This is a genomic window from uncultured Sphingomonas sp. (genome assembly GCF_934560975.1).
In the GTDB taxonomy this organism is placed as follows: Bacteria; Pseudomonadota; Alphaproteobacteria; order Sphingomonadales; family Sphingomonadaceae; genus Sphingomonas_I.
Window position 1 is genome coordinate 71,701 of sequence record NZ_CAKTFO010000010.1, and the last position, 18,765, is coordinate 90,465.

The window sequence follows — 18,765 nt, forward strand, 5'->3', positions numbered from 1 at the left end:
GTTCCTCAGACATGCACGGCCGACGGCACGTCATGCTCGACGAACAGCGCATCCAGATCGTCCAAGGCCATATCGAGCGTACGCGCCGCCCGCCGTACCGAGAGATTGCCCATCTCGAGCGCAGCCCCCAACACCTCCATGAAGCCACGCGAGAACAAAGCCGGCAATGCGCTGCCTGCGTCACCCTGGCGGCCATTATTGCGGAGCAAATCATCCGCCAACTCACGCACGACAGCTTGGCTTAGCTGACCCAACCCCTTCAGCCGCCACTTGAGCGCCTGTGCAGTCACCTGCAGAATCTCAGCCACCTCGTTCAGCCGATCGACCAGCTCGTCCGCACCCATCTTCCAACTACCGAAGCGCGCGATCACCTTGGCCGGCATCAGCAGCGCGGAAGCGAAGTTGTCGGCAAGCTGCTCGACGCGGTTGCGCTTCACGCCGGCACCGGGATCCTCGACATAGTCCGGTGGCATCTGCTCCCACGTCATCAGGTGGAACAGTTCGTGCGCAAGGTCGAAATTGCGACGCCCAGCGACTTCACGCCGGTTCACCAGTACCGCGTCTAGATCGGGCAGGCGACAAGCCGCACCCGACACGCCATCGATGGCATCGACCATCAAAACCAAGATGCCCCACTCGCGCTCCATCGCGTCGGCAAGGCCCAAAGCGGGAACCATGTTTTCGCTCATCAGACCGAGCGTCTCGGCCACGCGCTCGCCTTCCTGCGCGGCATCCTCAAAGCTCGATTGCCGGGTCAACGGCAGCTTCGGACGGGTCAGCCGCGCCGGGCGACCGACACGAGGCGCCTCGTGACGATAGAGCGCGATCCACGAACTCGCGGTTCGCTCATAATCCTTGAGATCGGCGAGTGTGCGGCCGCTCTGTCGCCAACAGAAGCCGGCCTCTCCCACCAATCGATAGGGATCGGTGAAATAGTCGAGATCGACCTCCAGGCCTTCGATCAGACGCGAAAGCTCCTCGGCCTTGATGCTGCGTTCGCCGGTTTCGATCTGCGAGACGATCTGGCGGCTGCCGACGCCAAGCATGGCGCGCACCGCCTCCTGATCGAGGCCGCGCGCGTCGCGAAGCGCCTTAAGGCGTGGGCCGATGATTTGGGTGGACATGACGGGAACTCCTGCAACCCACATAATCTTGCAAATTCGACTTTGCAAGATCTATCTGGGTGAGGTTGCCGTCCTGTTAGGATGCTTGGAGGCGCTCTTCCTCTGCGAACTCCTCGTTCAGTCGGAGCAGGCGAGCTAGGAGTTCGTCCCGAAAAGGCGCGGGCCAAAACAGGCGGCTCTGATAGGTGTGATCGTTCTCGGTCTCCTCAGTGAGAAATTCCGGCGCGGCACGCGCGGCGAGGTCGTCCCAGCCATAGGCGGCGAGCACGGCGCAATCCATGGCGGCATGCAGCTCGCGCAGGCGAACGATGTCCTCGGCGTGGTCTTGGGCGTCGTGAAAGCGGTTGTAGGTTGGCGTCATCCCTTGATTGCGGGTGATCATCAGCTGGGCGCGGTGATCGTGATAGGCTTGCCCTGCCGTTTCGAGCGCGGGCGCGTCCTCGAAACCGGGCGGCAGGGGGAAGGTCTCGAAACAGTCGGAAGGGGTGTAACGCAGATCGTCCTTCATGGATGAAGCGAAGAACCGAACCCACAGCTCGTGGGTTCGAGATTGAAGAGCTGCCAAGGCAGCATCAGTGGCGAAGGTAAAAACAATAACCGTGTTAAGGAATATCGCGGATGACGATCGCGCCGCGATGGCAAGGTGAGGACTGACCTGCGAGCAACAGAGAACTCGATCATGTTTTAGCAGGGCCTCGGTCAGCCCTGGCCTAGTCTCATTATACACCCACCATTTGTCTCTAAGTCGATCATTGCGTCCGCCTGGCGCAAGGCGCTGTCGGTAGGGTTCTTGGCTGCATCGCAGTGCCGAATATATATTAGGGTAACGGTCCTGTAGTTCATCTCGGGTGAGACCATTCACGTTTACTGCAAACCGGATACTATCATGCACCGGGCTTTGATTGATGTCCTCTCCACCAATTAAAACTTTAAGCCTTTCGCTCTCGGCCGTTGAGAAGCCTCCGGACACCGACAGAGGATTCTCCTCACCTTTGGGCTTGTCGCTGAAGACAAACCCCATGCCGTAGAGGTCGTATCCCTTGAACGCCTGAGCGTTACTGAAGATATGAAAAGGAATTCCTAGCTTATCCTCACCTTCAACCAAGAAACTATTAATGCTGCTTACAATTGAGCCATCCAAAACAGCGCTGCGATTACAATCCGTCTTAGATATGGTAATTGTGCTTATTACCACGGCCGCCTCACCTGGCCATTGCATTCTCCTTATTGCCTGAACAATGCGGCCGCCGTTCGCGAGTATTTTTTGAAGACCGCCCTCCCGAGTATCGCCCTGCCTAATTGTATTCGTTGCAATTAGACCCATCGCGCCGCTTTGGCGCAACAGGCCGAACGTTCTACGAAAGAAATATGCGCTTAAATCGGCGCGGCCTCCGCACCCCTCGGCCATCATGCTGAGCCATTCGGCGTAAGCCACGCCGAAATTTCCGCTAATCCATGTGCCGCCCAGGAACGGCGGGTTGCCGATGATCGCATCGAAGCCTGGATTGTCGCGTGAGAAGACCTCTGGGAACTCGATCTCCCAATGGAACGGACGTACGGGATGCGAGCCACCCTCCAGCCCGATCGCGCGATTGCGCAACCGGTCCCAAGCCGCGCCGCCCGCCGCGAGCGCCACATCCGCCAGCGCCTGACGGCGGGGCTTCGGTTTGGCTTCCGCGAAGAAGCTGGCAATCACCGCATCGCCGATTAGCCGGACATTCTCCAGCCCTCGCTCGACTTGTGCATGCTGGGCCTCCTGCATCGCCAGCGCGACTTCATCCGGGGCGTTTCGGATCGCCTCGCGGTGCGCGAGCACGCGATCCACGTCTTGCGACACGCGTAACCGCCACAAGTTCGGCGGTGCATTCGTCTCCCAGCTCGCCCCCTCGATCTGCGCGCGTGACAATCCCACGAGACTGTCGCCGCTCTTGAGCGCATGGTCGAGGAAGCTGAACTCATGATCGCGCGCGAGCGTCGCCACCATCATCGCGCGTGCGCGGGGATGAAGGGCATATTCTTGCAGGGCCTTCCGCAAGCGCGCCGGGAGAGCGTCGCCCGGGAACATCTGCCCCTCATGCACTGTGAGTAGCTCCGGCTGCTTTTCGAGGAGCGCCAGCAGTTCCTCGAATTCCGGATGAGGCTTGGAATCTGGCACGCCGCTGAACGGATCGAGCGGTTTGTCCGATGCCACCTCCCGTCGCCGTATCGTCTCGCGCTCGACCGCCGCCCGCAGATCCTTTCCGATCGCTTCATCCTCGGCGTCGCGGGCGATATCCGTCCCCAGATTCCTTAGCTCGAAGCGGGGGCTCGGCATGTTCGGCACGGCCGTGCCGATGTGATAGACGCCGGGGACCGCAGGTATCATGGGCGCATTCTCCGCGAGGTACGTCAGCCCAGGCGATACCTCGAAAGTCGGAGCGGGTGATCCGATGTCGTGCAGCGCGCGAATTCGGAGCAGGATCGGTGGCGCCTTTCCGATACCAGACAGCGTCGGCGGCTCTCGCATCGCGGCCACGGCGATGCTGATCCGCGACAGTATCGGCATGGGTGCCCCGGGTGAGACGGCGGTCGGCACAGCCGTCAGCGATGAAGCCGGCGGGATCGATGGAACCGATACCGGTCGCAAATCGAAAGCGGTCTGCGGCACCGCAGGGATATGCGGGACTTCGGGCGATAGCGGGAATACCGGGACGTCCTCCGGCACCGCAACGGGCGGAACCGGATCGACGTCAGTCGCGACCGTCAGATCGGGCATAGCGCTGACAACCGGCAGCGGCGTCGCGTCTGTCGCCACAATGTCAGGCAGCGCGGGCAATGACGGCACCCGCGCGGCTTCCCGCTCGATCGCCTGTTTCAGCTCTTCGAGCGCGGTGAGACGCTCGCGCGCGGCTCTCGCCCGTTCGCGGGCATCGTCTCGCCGACGCCGAGCCTCATTACGGGCAACCGCCGCGACATGGTGGCCCTGGCGTTGCGCAGCGGTGCCCTGCTGGCCGACATGCTCGCCGCCCTCACGATCCATACCGCGCTCGCGATAGGAAAGCGCGGTGAAGGTGCGATCCAGCCTGTGCTCACGGGCAACCTCAGTCAGCACACGGGCGACCTGATGACGGATGAAGCGCAGCCCCTCCTGCCCGTCGAGATCGGTGCGCAGTTCGTTTGAGACGATATAGCTGCCATCCGCCTGCCGCTCCATCGGGAGCAAGGTGTAGTCGAGATGGAAGTGGTCGTTGTCGACATCGGCACTCGGATCGGTATCGTGTGCGGCTGCCGACCAGCCTAGCCCGCGCGCACCGAACACCTCATCGCCGATGCGCTGCAGCACCTCGCGCCGGGCCTCGACCGGCAAGCCATAAGGGAAGGCGCCGACCATCCGGAAGCTGAGCTTGGCATTCTTGCGCATCGCCCTCAGCACCTTCTCCTGCACCGCGAGGCCATCGGCGACCTGCTCGATAAAGGCGTCGAGCCCCGCGGCGGCATCGCCGAGATTACCCAAGAGGATCGGTTCGCCGTCCGCGTCCAGTGTGACGGCGGCTTCGCGCGCGATATAGCGCCAGTGGCGCACGACGCAGCCGATCTTGGCGTGCTGTCCGCCGGCACGGACGTAGCGGATACGGAGCATTATGCCCTCGCACCCCGCGCGGTCCCGTCGCGCCAGTGCGCTGGGCGCCTGATTGCGGACCTTTAACACCAGCCCACTGTGGCCGGTGCCGGCAACGGTCGAGTTCCTCTTCCGCGCTGCAGGCGCGCGACGGCGCGGCTCGGGTTGAACCCGTACTCGCTTATGGAAGCGCCGGAGAGCGGCGTCGAACTTACGTTCGGCGGCCTCGAAGTCGCGACGGATGCGCTCGTTTTCTATCTTATCGGCCACGGCTGCCAGGGCGTTGGCTCGGGACTGACGCAGACGCTTCAACGTCGCGGTGCGCTCTTGGCGCATCTGCATGGCAAGCTCGCGATCGCTGACGCGGTGCCTGGTTCCGTCGTCCAGAATGATGAGAAAAGAGGGGGTGGGGTGCGCACGCGAGGCCTTCGGCCGATGCGACGAATTCGGAGAATTCATTTCTTGCGCCACCCCACCCTAACTGAACCTGCCTCCTCTTACGGATGCGGTTTCTGGGGAGGTTCCCGCCGTTCTCTGCCCATCGATTTTCCATGCGTCGGGCAAAAATAGGATGCCTGGAACGCGCTATGCTTCGGCGATGACGATATCGGGCTCGGCCTTGCCCTGCGAGCAGATGGCGGCAAGGCGAGCCTTGATCCGGTCGCTATGCGCGAGGTCGACCGAGAACAGCTCCATACGGTCCGAGCTGGAATTGACGGCATAATTGCCGATCAGCCCTTCGTCACACCTCGCGTCACGATGGTGCGGATAGAGCAGGGTCAACCTGCCGCATTGATAGAGCCGGCCATAGGCCATCATCTGATAGACGTCGGCCTGTGACACGCCGCGCTTGGGATCGTCGATCCGCGCGGCGGTCCGCTTCCACTTGGTATCGATCACCTGCAGGACGATGTCGCCTCGCTTGATGAGGATGTCCGGCCGGGTCTGGAAAACCTGCCGACGGTCATCGGTTTCGAGGCAATAGAGCCGCCCGCCCTGGCTGACGACGCGAAGGTCGGTGTCGGCGAGCGCGCGCTTCAGCATGCGGGCAACATATTCCTCGAACAGCGTGTTCATCTCGAACAGCAGCGAGAAGCCGTCGCTGCCGCCAGCTGAGGTGGTCTGGAAGCGTTCGCCCAGCAACAAGCGTGCGAGGTTCAGCAGTTCACGCCAGCGCTGATTGGTGCGATCCAGCACCACATCGTCCCACCGCAACGCCGAGACCGGCACGTCAGCGATATCGGCATAGGCGAACGCCAACTCGCGCAGCCGCCGCTGGTTGTCGGTCGTGCGCGCGATCCGCGACAGGCGGGTGACCGCCGCCTTCATGATTTGGTTCAGCGCGATGTCCGGAGTCAGCGCGTCGAAGCGGCACGCCAGCCGCGACGGCTCGACCGCCAGCGTCGTGAACTGGCGCGTCACGTTCAGCCGACCACGAAGTGTCGGCAGGTCGTCGGCATGTTCGACGTAGCGGCGCGGCATTCCCTGCCGCACCGCATCGACGAGCTTTTCCGAGAAGAGGCGGATCAGGATCTCAAGCAGCGTCTCGCGCTGCCAGTCGAGCGCCGTGACCTGGCCCGCGTCGATCTTCAGGTCGAGCGCGACCGCCAGCATGTGGACCAGCCGCTGGCGGATGTTGCCCGTCGTCTCGGCATCGCTTCCACCGGCCACGTCGATCTTGGGCAGGATTTCCAGCGCACAGCCCTGCGCCGCGATGACGCCGACGACGCCACGTGCGCGCAGCCCCTTGCGACCATGCTCCAGGACGCCGCCACCACCGCGGCCGGCGAGGGGCGAGGCTGCCGCGACGACCGCGATCCGATCAGCAGCGACCACGGGCATTTCGTCGGCCGCCTCGCCGTAGCGGATGGTCTCCCATTCGAGGATCGTGCGGTGGATCACGCCGTGGCGAAGCCGTCGTAGGAGAAGGCATCGCGCACGTGCCAACGATAGCGCGGCGCGGCATCCTCATCCCCGCCCAGACCCTTGGGGGCTTTAAGTCGACGCCGGTCGATGAAGCGACCTTCACGATCACTTTCGCTGTCGTCACCATCGCCGAGCACCGCCGCCACCTTGGCCCAGTCTTCGTAGAAATATTCGGCGAGCAGCGGGATGACCTTGTGGCGCATGACCTCGTCGACATCCGCGCGGGTGGTGCAACGGATGAAATAGGCGTGGCCGATCTGATGCTCGCGGTCGAACAGATATTCGATCCGCTCGTTGACCGTGGCGAGCAAGCCGGCGAGGTCGATACCGTCGACCGGCTTGAGCAGGCTGGCATCCGGCATCAATTCGCGAAACTCGAACCGACGGCGCAGCGCCGTGTCGAGCAGCGCGATCGAGCGGTCGGCCGTGTTCATGGTCCCGATGATGTGCAGGTTCGCGGGCACGCCGAACCGCGCCTCGCTATAGGGCAAGGTTAGCCGCATCCCCTCATCCATCCCGAGCCTTTTGTCCGGCTCGATAAGCGTGATGAGCTCGCCGAACACCTTGGAGATGTTGGCGCGGTTGATTTCGTCGATGACGAGGACGTGTTCCTCGGCGCTTGCCTCGGCCGCTTCGGCCATCTGCCGCAGGATGCCGGGCTTGGCCTTGAGCGTGAAGCCGACGCCGTCCGCCAGCGGTTGTGGCCGCAGGCCCTCGACGAAATCCTCATAGGCGTAATTCTGGTGGAAGGTGACGAAGCCGATCTGCCCCTGACCCTTCAGTTCCTCATAGACCTGGCGCAATTCCTGCCGACGCTCGACATCGGTAAGCAACGGGTCGTTCCCGGCCAGCCCCCGGCACAGCTGCACCGCCTCGGCCATCGTGCGATAGGTCTTGCCCGTGCCAGGCGGCCCGTAGAGGATCAGGTTGAGCGGCGAGCGCTTCACCGGGTCCGGCGCGGGCGCTTCTTCGGCGGGCAACCCGCCCCAGTGCGACATGTTGCGCAGGAACCAGTCGTAATCCTGCGGCTCGTCCATGAAGGCGAAGCGGATCAGCCGCTGCGCCATCTCGTTGGTGGGATACACCTCCCAGATCGTCGGCTGATAGGTGTAGTGATACCATTCGCGTGGGCTGTACCCGGCCTGCCAGTCGACGGACACGCACTCGCCGTCACCGGCATTGGCCGTAATCGTGCCGATCGCCTTGATCGACATGACCGACACCGATCGCCCGCGTCCGTCGAACGGCAGGCCGTTCTTGCGGACATAGGTCGCCTTGATCGCGATCCGCTCGCCCGGCTGCATCCGCAGCACCTGCTCGCGGTTGCGATCGGTGGGGCTGTCGATGTCCCAGATACCCTCGGCCAGGAACCGTTCGACCTGATCGTCTCGGCGGCCGTAGGATGCACCGACGAACCAGTAGGGGCCGTCCTGCAACACTTCCGTCTCGGTCGTCTCGACTGGCGCGGCCAGAGGTGCCGCCTCCTCGCCGTCCCATTTATCTTCCAGCGCTACCCACACGAAGCCCTGCACGTCGAACAGGTCGAGCGGTTCCCAGCCCAGTTCCTCCCCGAACAATGCGAACAGCGCCCGCAGCAGCTGTAGATATTCGTCCAGATCGGTCGGCTCGAACTGCGGGTGGGCGAACAGCTTACGGCCGAAGAGGGTCTTGCCCATCGTTTCGACTCGGCTGACCTTGAACCAGCTTGCCGCCTCTGGATGCATCGTGCCGACGACGCTGATGGTGATCGCGAGCACCTCGCCGCGCCGAAGGCCGGCGATACCGTCCGCCTTCAGCTGTTCCAGCGCACGCGCACCATCGGTAATCGTGGCCAGCGGGTCATCCTCGCTGCGCGCCAGCCGTGCGACGATCTCAAAGAAGCGGTCGCGCAGTGGGGCGTCAGCCTTCTGCACCTCGTCGAGCGTGCGCCAGCTGAGCGGCAGCCCCTGCGTGTCGACGCTGAGCGCGCGATAGATCTGCTCGCCGACCGTGCGGTCGTCGGCATCCGACGCGGCGAGCCCGCGAACCTTGTCGATCGTCTGGTCCTTGTAGCGGCGCTCGATCGCACAGTAATCTCCGTCCTGCCGACGAAAATTCTCAAATCCCTTCATCCGCGCCAGGAAGGTTTCGCGGAGCGACCGGAACGCTGGCCAATCGATCACGACGAAGCCCAGCGCATCCAGCGCGGCCTTGCATTGCGCGCCGCCGGGCAGCGACCCGCTGCCGGTATGCTCGAGCGCATTGCGGACGATCGCCTTGCTGGGATAGCGCCTGCCCCGGTGCAGCAGCCAGAACTTCGCTGGCGCCCCCAGTCCATCCTGGCTGGCGATGAAGGCCTCCACCGACCCGGCGGCATCGCACCGATCGATGGCGTCGAGGATGTCCTGCGCGGTCAGATCGAACGTCGAACCGCCTCGAGCGACAGCCCCGGCATCCAGAAACCGCTGATAGAAATTCAGCGCCGCCCGGTAGCTGGCAAGGCTGTCGTAGAGGCTGCCGTCGATCGGAAACTTGGCCGGGTTCGGCCGCCCCGCCCGTTGATCCGCTTTGGAATAGACCAACGATTGCCTGATGCTGGCGATCGACTGACCAGGCGGCAGGTTGTCGAGATCGCCATAGGCGCGATCGACGCGGCGGACGTCAGCCATTTGCGTGCTGACGGTGCCCTTCGAATAGCCCTCGGCCTCGAGCCACGCCTTGAATTCTGCTTCCTTCACACTTCCCCCCGTTATACCTAGCTCAAGGTCGCCGCACGAGCAGCCCAGGCTCCGCATTTCACCTTCTTCGTTTAAACCCCTCGGCAAGCACGGCGGTGGTACATATCCCGAAATTGATTGCCGACGCTGTCCACACCACCAACCCCACGTCCAGATCTGTCGTACGGTTCGATGGATATTCGGCGATTGGCAAGGTCGAACACTGCGCAAGATTGAAGGCCGCGAAGGTGAAGCCATCGCGGCCTTCGGATGATCAGGCCGCGTTCTGGTCCAGCCAGGGGGCCAGCCGAGCAGCGTCATTCGCAGCCTTATCATATTGGCCGGCGAACCGGGCGGCCCGGCGTGCCTCCAACGCGGCGATGTAGCCGCGTCCGGCGCGCAGGTCGCATACGCGTCGAAGGATGCGGTCTTCGGCCAGATCGGCTTCGACGCGCGGATCGTGCAGCCTACGCCAACGGCACAAGAGCAGGGCGGTCGCGATCACATCGCCTTCGCACTGCTCCTGCACCACATCCCATTGGCCGCTTTCGATCAGCCGGGCGACAGCGAAGGCCGGAGCCGACAGCTTCGACGGGATGTCGAAGGCCGCCAGCAACTCGGACTCGTGGATCGGCTTCATCTTCATGTTGGCGGTGGCGACTCGGGCGAAGTCGACATGGCGCTGCCGCCCATCCCCGCCAAAGGCGAGCCACTTCCAGTTGTTCGGCAAGGTTAAGCCGTAGCGCATGGCCGCGCAGACCAGCATCGGCAGATCGTGGAACGACCCCGCCCAGCTGACGAGATCCGTATCGGCTGGCGCGTCGGCCAGCACCTGCAGAAGCCCCGCGACGATCTCCTTCTCGGTGTGATCCGGCGCCGACATGGTGACGAACCGCGACACATCGGCGTTGCCGTCCGAATGCTCGGTCAGCACCATCGCGCAGGCCGTCGTGATCGACTGAAAGATCCAGCGCGGGGTCTTGAGCGGGTCTTCGGCGCGCTTGTAACCGCGACGGCCGGGCTGTTCGTCACCATCGTCGCGGGGCACATATCGCTCCATCTGCTGGTAGCGGCGGTGCCCGGTCTCGTCGATCACCGCGCTTTCGATGTCGAAGATGATCCAGCTGCGGTTGCGGGGTTCGGATTTGATGTCGATGTACATAAGGAATCTCCGCCGGGACGCGACCGGCAATAGGGGAAGAGAATTGGCGGGCCTCGACTGTCGAGACCCGCCCGACCGCCGTCAGCCGAACCGAACGATCGCTCCGTTCGCCGTCTCCGGTTCGAGCCAGTCCGCACCGGGCGGAACGAAGCGGTTATTGGCGAGCAGTTCGTCGGCCATCGTGCTGGCCGCGGCGTTGATGCGCTTCATCGCCAGCGTCTTACCTTTCCCGATGCCCTTCGGCTTTCCTTGGACCCGCGCGAGCGAGCCTCGGCGATCGATGGCGAAGAATTCGTCCGCCGAGGTGCTCACCAGAATGATCGGCGAGCGATCGCTGGCGGCAAACGGCACGAGGCGGTCGATGATGTCGATGGTCAGCATCTCGCGATAGGCGATGGCGAAGCTGGTCGGATCCTTGGCCCGGGAACTGGCCCAACCGGTATAGATCACATCCCTGCCCGCCATCTGCGCGACGCGGGCGAGCTCGTTCCCGACCTCGAAGCACATTTCCTGTCCCGATGCCCAGGAGATGCAGTCATTGGCCGGCTTGAAGCTCGGCCACCCCATCTCTTCGCGTACGGCGAGCATGATATTCTGGTGGTGCAGGATCATTTCCATTTGGGTCATTCCTTCTGTGACGGCCGGTCGGCCGGAGCATTTTTTCCGCTCCTTTGCGGTGCTCATTTTTCTTGTTTCTGGATGAGAGATCGGCGCGCCCGGTGGCGCGCCTCTTCCTTCAGCGGTGCCGCTCGTGCCACGTGAGTGGCCGGGTGCGTGGCGCCGGTCCCCACGGCGTCACCTCGCGCTGGAGCCACAGCGCCTCGCTTTCGAGGTCCTCGTCCAGGATCTCGATCCACCAAACCTTGGCAGCAGGATCCCACCGATAGCCCCGGCCCTTGAGGATCGAGCGCTTGTCGAACGGCGCGCCGGCCGCCTCGATGCGGACGGTCGGTCGCTCCGCATTGGCGAGGATCGCGCCGATGACGGTCGATCCGTCGGCCAGACGATGCGCGAGAAGGTGAATCAGGCTGATGACGTCCGCCATCGCGCGGTGGCCGGTGTTGAAGTGCCCGATCTGCATCAACAGATGGCCGAGCTTGGCGCCGTCGAAGCCGCGATCGACCCAGTCGAAGTCCCGGGCGGAGCAAGCCCAGGCGGCCCCCGCGAGGCCGGGGAGCAGCCGTTCGATGAAAGCCGCATCGAACGCCGCGTTATGGGCGATCCGTACGTCGGCGCTGGCGATCAGTGCCTCCAGCGCATCGAGATCGATGACCTTGTCGCGCACATGCGCTTCGGTGATGCCGGTCAGCCTGGTGATCGCGGCAGGGATCGGCATGCCGGGGTCACGCAACGCCTGCCCGGCGCGGTCGATGCGCACGATCTGCCCGGCAGCGCCCACGGCGACGATGACGACGGCGATGTCAATGATCTCATCGCGATCCGGGTCGGTGCCGGTGGTTTCGGTATCGATGACCGCCACCGTGCGGATCGGTCCATCGCCAGGCTCGGCGAGCGGAAAGTCGTTGAGCGACGACACGCGGCGCAGGATCCTGATGTCCGCGTCACCCGCGCAGGGAGAAAGCGCCGGCTCGGCTGAGGCGGCGCTGTTGATGTGCGTCATGGTCGATATCTCCTGATCTAGTCGACCGAGCGGATGCGAGGCTTTTCCTCCAACCTTCCCGATCACAGGATTTGCCGTCAAAGCGGCTTTTCCATCGGCGCTGCATGGAGATGCCTGACGTAGGTCATCGGCCAGCCGGCATAGTTGGCCGATGACGGAAAATCTCCTATAAAGGCCGCATGAGTTCGCCGATCCATCCTTCCCCGAAAGACGACAGCACGTTGGCGTCGGTGATGGACGTGTCGGTGATCAAGGCGATCGGCGAACTGCTGGCCGCCGTCGCGCAAATACTTGATGGCGACGCTATTCGCCGTCTCGGTGGACCTGGGCTGTACCGTCGGCTGGCATCTGTCCTCGCGGCATTTCTGACGTTCGCCATCGTCATCCGCGTGCGTCAGCGCGCCAGCATCGCGGGCCGTCGCTTCGTCCACGCTGTGTGCGAAGCCCGGCGGCATCTCAGCCATCCCCCGGCAGGCTGGGCGGCACCCTAAACCCCATTGTCGGCTTTAGTTGCGCGCCGCCTTTAGCGGTCGCGCGTCGATGACAATGCGTGGACGATCGCTCCTGCGATAGGCGCGACACCTGCGATATCGCGGGTATCGCAGGATTGTCGTCTCGCAAGATGCGAGAACGATCGTGAAAGACAGTCATGAATGGGTCCGCCAGCCGATGTGGACAAGGCCGCCGACGAGGTCGTCGCGGCCCGTGGATGCACGCCGGCCGAGGTCACGCCGTATCAGGTGGCCAGGCATATGGCTTGTGAGCCCAATGGCGCGCTGTATGCAAAGGTGCGCGACTGGCGCCGGCGCTGGCAGGACGCGACGGGGCTGGCGCCGATCGACGTGCCGGCTGGCGCGGAAGCTGGATTCCGGGCGATGCTCGAGCAGCTGACCGCGCAGGCAATCGACCATTTCGTCCGTACGGTGCGCATGGTCGGCGGCGACCTCGATCGTGCGGCGGCGATGCGCGTCGCCGATGCCGAGCGTCGCCGTGTCGAGGCGGAAAGCGAAACGGCCGAAGTGCTGGACCTTTGCCAGAAAGCAGAGGTCGAACTTGCGGTCGCGACCGCCAAGATCGGTGCGCTGGAGGACGCCCTGGCACAGGCGCAGCGCCGTGAGGACGTGCTGCACGGGCGGCTTGGCCAGCGTGAGGCCGATGCCCTGAAGTCTGGCGCGATCACCGCACCGGGTGAGATCGCTGCGGTGGCCGGGGCCGGCGCTCCGCCGCACGGCGACGTCGTGGATGTCGCCAAACATACGCAGCAGGCTATGCCGTTCCACGAACCCGATGGAGCCTCCGAATGATTCGTGCGGCAACGCTCCCGTCGGAATGCTTTTTCGGCAGAAATCCCGGCGTTTTCGGCGGGAACTTCCGGGCGAAGGCAACCGGCACGGTGATCTTCTTTTTCAAGGAGATCACCGTGAAAAATCCCGCAATGCCATTGGCGAGGGGCAACCCTCGGTACCCCCTCGATCGCCTGACATCGCTGATCGCCGCGGCACGCGCCGACATGGTGGCAGCGGAAGCAGAGGCCGAGAAGGCCGAGGCAGACATAGCGGCGATCGAGCCGCACCCGCATGCGCACGGCCAAACCGCTGGCGGCGACTGTCACTATGCGGGCCTTCAGCCGGGGCATCGCCTCGCGCTGGCTGGCCTGCTGGCGCGACCGTGGCGCTTGTCTCTGGTGAAGCTGGAGGTCGCCAAGCTCGAGCACAAGCTGGACTATTTGCTCAAGACCTTCCCGTCGGTCCTCGAATCTGGTGGCGGTGTTCTCGCCGAGGAAGGCGCGACGGCGCTGACCGAGCGTGGCGAAGCGGTTGCTGACAAGTTCGCGCACAAGCCGATGCTGGGAATCGGCCTGGTCTGGCACCGCTTCGGCTTCAACCACCGCGACCGAATCGCATGGGTCGGCGCCTTCGCCTATCGCGGAGGCCTTTCCCAGCTCGTCGATGGCACGGCTAGCGTCGATAGGGACACGGCGCTCGGCGACGCACTGACCGCCACGGTTAAGACCTACGCTGCGCTTCTCGCCCCGCTCGGCGAGCGAGAGTTGCATGCGCGTGCCGCGCGACGTGACGCGCAGCGACAGGCTTCCTGGTCGTCCGTACCAGAGGCCTATCGCGAGCAAGGCCCGTGGCGTGACCGGGCGCCGACCAAGGGCCAGCGTCACATGATGCAGCGAATCGAAGCGGCTCGCGGCCTGCCGATGATCGAGATCGGTAGCCGCGGAGATAGCTCCGAATGGATTGCCGATGCGGGCGGCAATCCGCGCTTCCAGCCGTCCACCGAGGAGCAGCGCTAATGGCAGACGAGAGCGGAAAATCCTCCGCGCTGATACCGATGATCGTCAGGGTCACCGACAAGGGGGAGACGTTTCAGGTCAACGACGTCCAGCGCTGGATCGACGAGCGTAAGCGGCTGCTTCGGCGCGCACGCGACATTCTAACCGCCTATGACGGGACGCCGGCATCGCTCTACAGACAGCATGGCACGCTGGTCGCCATCGCGGTGCGGCTGGCCGAGATCAAGCAGATCTTCGACGCATTCGAGCGCGAAAGGACCCGGCACGCGGACGCCAACATCACCGCGTTGGTGGCGTTTTTCAGCGATCCGAAAACGCTGGAGTGCGTCGATGATTGACCTCGTCGATCCCGTCCAGCGCCATATCGCCGCCATCGCCTTTCGCGATGCCGTCGTGCGCGACGATGCGTCGGATATGGTGTCGAGCGCGGATGCGTCATCGAAGCAGGCGCAACGCCAGTTGCGGGCGATGTTGCCAGGCGTCGACTTCCCCTGGGGCAGCGCTGACGGACTACTGGATGACCCGGTCGGCCGTCGTGTCGGCCGGGTTGCGTTCAACCCGGCGATCCGTGCGCTCTGGAGCGACGGCGTCCGGACGGGTGGACCGCCCGCACCGCATCGCCTGCCGGAGCACGCGGCGGGCATTCAGCGGTTCATCCGCGAGCAGACCCACCTTGGCGTCGACCGTCTCGATGACGCGACCGGTGACGACCTGATCGAACGGCTGCTCGGTTTCAGCATCGCCGACCATGCCTGGGTTACCGACGTACTGAGGCAAAATCGCGCGGAGACCCGGCTTTTCGTCGCGACGTCGATACTGGCTGCGGCGTGCGCGAAGTACGAGAAGAAATGGACCAAGACCGAAGCAACCGGGCGGGAACGAACCGCACTGAGCGTTGCAGCCGCTGCCGTAGAGACGGCGCTGGCGGGCGTCGCGCGGATCGCTGCGGATAGGCTGCTCGCCGACGACGACATCCGGGCTGGCACACATCGCATTGCCATGCTTCTGGCGAACAAAGTCGAAGCCTTTCGCCGGGTCCGTTCGACCAAGAGCGTCACCTCGGCCGTGCGGTTAGCCGCGAGTGCAGCCGACGCGGTGCATCTGTTCCTGACACGTGGGACGGTTCAGGATATCCCACTCGAATATGATCGCGATCCCAAGCGCCTCCCTGATCGCCTCGCAGCCCGCAACGAGGCTGTCAAAATAGCAATTCAGGCGATGCTAGACGATGTGGCGGCGGTCGATGGGCACGACGTGTACGTCCTGCTCATGGCGAGACGGCTCGATGTCGCGCTGACCCGCTACCCCTGGCTCGCCGCGCCGCATCCTATCTTCCGGCTGAACTATGGCTACATTGGCGCCCATGCGCTCTTTGCCGAATGCGAACGGCTCGCGGCCATCATCCGCACGATGGCGGACCGGCAGAGGCTGGCCGATGGGGCAGTCCTCGATAGTGTTGCCCTGCGTCCCGTCCTAGCCAACGCCGCTTCGACCGGCTCTGCCCTTCGTCATCAGGCGGCGGCCGGACGATATCTCGATCTCGGCGTCTACCACCGCGCGGTCACGACGAGCTTCATGCGCGAAAAGAGCCGCCGGATGGGCGGCACTGTCCGGGATTACACACACCATGCCTATGCCCTAGGATCGCGCTTCTGCGATCTCCCGGCTGCCGCCACCGACGCGTCTACCCATGATTTCATCCGCCGCTCCGAACTGGACAAGCCGACCCAGCGGGGCACTAAGCGACACGATCTCGTCCTGTTCTATGGCCTTGGCATTGAGGATACGATCATCCTCGCTCTGCGACAGATCCTCGACCGGCTCATCATGCGCGGGGTCAGCGGCGATGACTGGTGGATTGCCTTTGGCCGCACTGTGCACCGCATTCTGTCCTGGGTCGCGCCAGCGATGGCCGCGCGGCTGGAAATGACGTCGTCGCTGAAAGCCCGTCATGCCACCTGCAAGGGGCTTCGAAACAGAGCCACCGATCTCGCCCGCCGTTTCAGCGACCATGACTATGATCGGCCTGTCGGCGCGTTCTTTGACTACAGTTTATGGTTCGACCGGGATCGCGATGTCGCTTTCTGGGACCGACTTCAGAAGGGTACGAAGCTGTATGGTGCCTTCGGCTCCACCTTTGTTCCCCCGCCTACGGAGCGGGAAACACTGCCTGGCCGTCAGGGACGACGTCCGACGCCAGCCAACGCTCCGCCCTCGCGCTGGCGACAGATCATGCTCGAAGCGAAAAGGGCGCTCGACGCCTATCTGCCGCTTTACGTGAAAAGCCGGCCGGACGGCCTGACCGCGCGAATCATGGCGCGGATGAGCCAGGGCTATTCGGCCTTCAGCAGTGATCCGCAGTTCAGCACGATATTCAGAACCTGAAAACCGCAGTTCTCTGTGGGTTTTCCACGGGAACCTCTCCGGGATCGCCATCGCCACCACCGGCGCATGGACACGCCGACGCCACCTTCAGCGCCACGCCAGCCGCGTGAACCGACTCATTCCGGAACGGTCACGCGGCTGGTCCGCATTTCGGCGCCGGCACCCGACTTTGTGCCGCCGCTGGAGGGGGAATCTGCTATACTGCTCCACCTGCTGGGGCAGGCGTTCACGGATCTGATCGAAGGAGCGTAAGCATGCGTATCAAGCCTGAAGCCGAAAGGATCGTTGGCTATGTCCGCGTCTCGACCGACGATCAGGCCGATCACCGCACCTCGCTCGACAGCCAGGATGCACAGATCCGGGCGGACGCCGAGGCGAAAGGCCAGATCGTCGTCCGCATCTTCGTGGAGGCGGGCGAGAGCGGGCAGGATGCTCGCCGACCCGAGTTCAACCGCCTGCTCGATTTCGTCGAGGATCCCGCCAACGGCATCCGGGAGATCAAGATCATCTCGTTGTCGCGCCTTGCCCGCAGCATGGAAACCCAAATCCCGACATTTGCGCGGCTCAAGCGCGCCAAGGTTCGCTTGCTTTCGCTGACACAGAATTTCTCCGACGATCCGATGGGCGCCATGATGCGCAACGTCATCGCTTCGTTTGACGAATATTTTGCGCTTGAAACGGCCAAGCATACGCGCCGCACGATGCGGCGGAACGCCGAAGAGGGTTTTTTCAACGGAGGCCCAGTGCCGTTCGGCTACGAAAGCCGCACGGTCGAAATGCGCGGGACCAAGGCGAAGAAGAACCTCTTCATCCATGAGCATGACGCCCGGACGGTCCGGCTAATGTTCGACCTCGCCACCGTGGGGCGAGGCAACGGTCCGATGGGCGCCCGCGCGATCGCCGAATGGCTCAACGAGCGCGGGTACACGCTGTCCAGCGGCAACAGGTTCAACAACTCCAACGTGGCCGGCATTCTGAGCCGTTGCCACTATCGCGGATACTATTTTGACATGACCCGCGACGAACATGGCGGGACGGCTCCCGAGGACACTTGGGTCCGTGTCGAATGCCCGCAGATCATCCCGGAGGAGATGATGGATGCGGTCGCCGCTCTACGCGCCGTGCGTCGGCCGACCGTCACGCCACCGCGCGTCGTCAACGGCCCGACCTTGCTCACCAAGGTCGCGAAGTGCGGCATCTGCGGCGAGGGCTTGACGATCCGCACCGGCAAGGGCGGCCGCTATTCCTATTATTCCTGCAACGGCAAGGTCAGCGCCGGCGCGGCGCGCTGCACCTGTCCCCATGTGCGCGAAGAGCGTCTCGACGGGGTTGTGCTCGGTGCACTCGAGCGCCAGATCTTCGCGCCCGAGCGGCTGCGTATGCTGCTGTCCGAAATGCTGGAAGCCTCGGCGGAGGCGGACGAGCGTCGTGCCCGCGACCTCACCCAGGCTCGTCTCAACAAAACCCAGGCCGAAACGCGCCTGCGCAACCTCTACGAGGCGCTAGCGGACGGCCACGCCTCGCTTAAGGACCAGACGTTCACCGGCTTGTTGGCCGAGACGAATAGCCGCATCGCCTCAGCGACCGCCACGATCGAAACGCTCGAACGGCAGATCGGCAAGACCACGAAGCGCGTGACGCCCGAGATGGTGGATGCGTTCGGTGCCCTCGTGCGCGACCGCCTCAGCGGGGACGATCCCGCGCTCCGCAAGGCCTATGTGGCCCTCTTCGTCTCCGAAGTGGCAGTCGATCAGGGAGCTATCCGGATTTCCGGCTCGTCCCAATTGCTCGAACGAGCGATCGGGAGAACGGAACCGGCCATCATGGGCATGGTGCCCATTTTTGACCGGAAATGGTGCCCAGAAGAGGACTCGAACCTCCACGACCTTGCGATCGCCAGCACCTGAAGCTGGTGCGTCTACCAATTCCGCCATCTGGGCACGGGGTAGGC

Annotated in this window: 12 protein-coding genes, 1 tRNA gene and 1 pseudogene; 6 read left to right on the plus strand and 8 right to left on the minus strand. The window is 63.9% G+C overall.

Going from position 1 to position 18,765, the window contains the following annotated elements:
- Positions 1 to 5 precede the first annotated feature (5 nt).
- The 7 genes from Q0D93_RS08670 to Q0D93_RS08700 form a co-directional block, all read right to left on the minus strand.
- Positions 6 to 1,124: an XRE family transcriptional regulator gene (locus Q0D93_RS08670; protein WP_294392961.1), complete on the minus strand. Its 1,119-nt coding sequence runs from the start codon at positions 1,122 to 1,124 to the stop codon at positions 6 to 8.
- Positions 1,125 to 1,200: 76 nt separating this feature from the next.
- The gene (locus Q0D93_RS08675; RefSeq protein WP_294392964.1) at positions 1,201 to 5,181 is read right to left on the minus strand and encodes a type IIL restriction-modification enzyme MmeI; all 3,981 of its coding nucleotides are present in this window, start codon (positions 5,179 to 5,181) and stop codon (positions 1,201 to 1,203) included.
- Between the two features lie 126 nt (positions 5,182 to 5,307).
- Positions 5,308 to 6,624 (minus strand): restriction endonuclease, encoded by a 1,317-nt coding sequence (locus Q0D93_RS08680; protein ID WP_294392965.1) that lies wholly within the window; start codon positions 6,622 to 6,624, stop codon positions 5,308 to 5,310.
- Entirely contained in the window at positions 6,621 to 9,365 is a 2,745-nt protein-coding gene (locus tag Q0D93_RS08685) for an AAA family ATPase (protein WP_294392967.1), read from the minus strand. Before Q0D93_RS08685 ends, Q0D93_RS08680 begins: the two co-directional genes overlap by 4 nt.
- Before the next feature lie 253 nt (positions 9,366 to 9,618).
- Positions 9,619 to 10,506 carry a hypothetical protein gene (locus Q0D93_RS08690; RefSeq protein WP_294392968.1) on the minus strand — a complete coding sequence of 296 codons (888 nt, stop codon included), beginning with the start codon at positions 10,504 to 10,506 and terminating at the stop codon, positions 9,619 to 9,621.
- Positions 10,507 to 10,587: 81 nt separating this feature from the next.
- Positions 10,588 to 11,124 carry a hypothetical protein gene (locus Q0D93_RS08695; RefSeq protein WP_294392970.1) on the minus strand — a complete coding sequence of 179 codons (537 nt, stop codon included), beginning with the start codon at positions 11,122 to 11,124 and terminating at the stop codon, positions 10,588 to 10,590.
- A gap of 118 nt (positions 11,125 to 11,242) precedes the next feature.
- Positions 11,243 to 12,127, minus strand: coding sequence for a 3'-5' exonuclease (locus tag Q0D93_RS08700; protein WP_294392972.1), 885 nt, complete (start codon positions 12,125 to 12,127; stop codon positions 11,243 to 11,245).
- 233 nt (positions 12,128 to 12,360) lie between these two features.
- On the opposite strand from Q0D93_RS08700, the gene Q0D93_RS08705 reads away from it, so the two are divergent.
- From Q0D93_RS08705 to Q0D93_RS14885, 6 genes and pseudogenes are all read left to right on the plus strand, one after another.
- Entirely contained in the window at positions 12,361 to 12,618 is a 258-nt protein-coding gene (locus tag Q0D93_RS08705) for a hypothetical protein (protein WP_294392974.1), read from the plus strand.
- 162 nt (positions 12,619 to 12,780) lie between these two features.
- Positions 12,781 to 13,431 (plus strand): hypothetical protein, encoded by a 651-nt coding sequence (locus tag Q0D93_RS08710; protein ID WP_294392976.1) that lies wholly within the window; start codon positions 12,781 to 12,783, stop codon positions 13,429 to 13,431.
- Positions 13,428 to 14,429 (plus strand): hypothetical protein, encoded by a 1,002-nt coding sequence (locus Q0D93_RS08715; RefSeq protein ID WP_294392978.1) that lies wholly within the window; start codon positions 13,428 to 13,430, stop codon positions 14,427 to 14,429. The genes Q0D93_RS08710 and Q0D93_RS08715 overlap by 4 nt, the downstream gene beginning before the upstream one ends.
- Positions 14,429 to 14,767 (plus strand): hypothetical protein, encoded by a 339-nt coding sequence (locus tag Q0D93_RS08720; RefSeq protein WP_294392981.1) that lies wholly within the window; start codon positions 14,429 to 14,431, stop codon positions 14,765 to 14,767. Before Q0D93_RS08715 ends, Q0D93_RS08720 begins: the two co-directional genes overlap by 1 nt.
- Positions 14,760 to 16,814 (plus strand): hypothetical protein, encoded by a 2,055-nt coding sequence (locus Q0D93_RS08725; RefSeq protein WP_294392983.1) that lies wholly within the window; start codon positions 14,760 to 14,762, stop codon positions 16,812 to 16,814. Before Q0D93_RS08720 ends, Q0D93_RS08725 begins: the two co-directional genes overlap by 8 nt.
- A gap of 254 nt (positions 16,815 to 17,068) precedes the next feature.
- Positions 17,069 to 18,148: pseudogene (locus Q0D93_RS14885) on the plus strand (recombinase family protein); the annotation flags it as partial.
- Positions 18,149 to 18,667: 519 nt separating this feature from the next.
- On the opposite strand, the gene Q0D93_RS08735 reads toward Q0D93_RS14885, so the two are convergent.
- Positions 18,668 to 18,754 (minus strand) — tRNA-Leu (locus tag Q0D93_RS08735).
- Between the last annotated feature and the right edge of the window lie 11 nt (positions 18,755 to 18,765).

What these genes read in the sequence shown, in the direction of transcription:
- Q0D93_RS08720 (WP_294392981.1), top strand. Translation starts at nt 14,429, where the DNA reads ATGGCAGACGAGAGCGGAAAATCCTCCGCGCTGATACCGATGATCGTC.
- Q0D93_RS08670 (WP_294392961.1), bottom strand. Translation starts at nt 1,124, where the DNA reads ATGTCCACCCAAATCATCGGCCCACGCCTTAAGGCGCTTCGCGACGCG.
- Q0D93_RS08700 (WP_294392972.1), bottom strand. Translation starts at nt 12,127, where the DNA reads ATGACGCACATCAACAGCGCCGCCTCAGCCGAGCCGGCGCTTTCTCCC.
- Q0D93_RS08695 (WP_294392970.1), bottom strand. Translation starts at nt 11,124, where the DNA reads ATGGAAATGATCCTGCACCACCAGAATATCATGCTCGCCGTACGCGAA.
- Q0D93_RS08690 (WP_294392968.1), bottom strand. Translation starts at nt 10,506, where the DNA reads ATGTACATCGACATCAAATCCGAACCCCGCAACCGCAGCTGGATCATC.
- Q0D93_RS08725 (WP_294392983.1), top strand. Translation starts at nt 14,760, where the DNA reads ATGATTGACCTCGTCGATCCCGTCCAGCGCCATATCGCCGCCATCGCC.
- Q0D93_RS08710 (WP_294392976.1), top strand. Translation starts at nt 12,781, where the DNA reads ATGGGTCCGCCAGCCGATGTGGACAAGGCCGCCGACGAGGTCGTCGCG.
- Q0D93_RS08675 (WP_294392964.1), bottom strand. Translation starts at nt 5,181, where the DNA reads ATGAATTCTCCGAATTCGTCGCATCGGCCGAAGGCCTCGCGTGCGCAC.
- Q0D93_RS08705 (WP_294392974.1), top strand. Translation starts at nt 12,361, where the DNA reads ATGGACGTGTCGGTGATCAAGGCGATCGGCGAACTGCTGGCCGCCGTC.
- Q0D93_RS08715 (WP_294392978.1), top strand. Translation starts at nt 13,428, where the DNA reads ATGATTCGTGCGGCAACGCTCCCGTCGGAATGCTTTTTCGGCAGAAAT.